At 69.6% G+C, this 496-nt stretch carries 1 protein-coding gene; it reads left to right on the top strand.

From position 1 onward, the window contains the following. On the top strand, positions 1 to 496 hold a 496-nt coding region (locus MKK58_RS19290), incomplete at both ends, for an HlyD family efflux transporter periplasmic adaptor subunit (RefSeq protein WP_243913894.1).

The raw sequence follows: 496 nt of genomic DNA, 5'->3' as shown, positions 1-496 counted from the left end.
GCAGCTGCGCGAGGAGAAAAAGTCCCTGACCGAGCAGGTCGCCGCCAAGGACCGAGAGGTAGACTTCATCACCGGCGAAATCGAGGGAGTGCGCGGGCTCTACGCCAAGACCCTGGTGTCGCTCGCCAGCGTCAACGCCCTGGAGCGGGACGCCGCCCGCCTCGACGGCCAGCGCGGCCAGCTCGTGGCCGCCACCGCCTCCGCCCGCGGCACGATCGCCGAGACCGAGCTGCAGATCCTGCAGATCGACGGCGACATGCGCACCGAAACCGGCAAGGATCTCGCCGAGATCCGGGGCAAATGGTCGGAGTACCGCGAGAAGCGGGTGGCGGCCGAGGACCAGCTGAAGCGCGTGGAGATGCGCAGCCCCCAATCCGGAATCGTCCACCAGATGACGGTCCACACGGTGGGCGGGCTGGTGACCCCGGCCGAGCCCGCCATGCTGATCGTGCCGGAGGCCGACCAGCTCGCCGTCGAGGTCAAGATCGCCCCCCAG

Source organism: Methylobacterium sp. J-078, from assembly GCF_022829285.1.
Taxonomy (GTDB): domain Bacteria; phylum Pseudomonadota; class Alphaproteobacteria; order Rhizobiales; family Beijerinckiaceae; genus Methylobacterium.
Note: the sequence above shows the minus strand (reverse complement) of the source record. Positions and strands in the feature narration are given on the sequence as shown.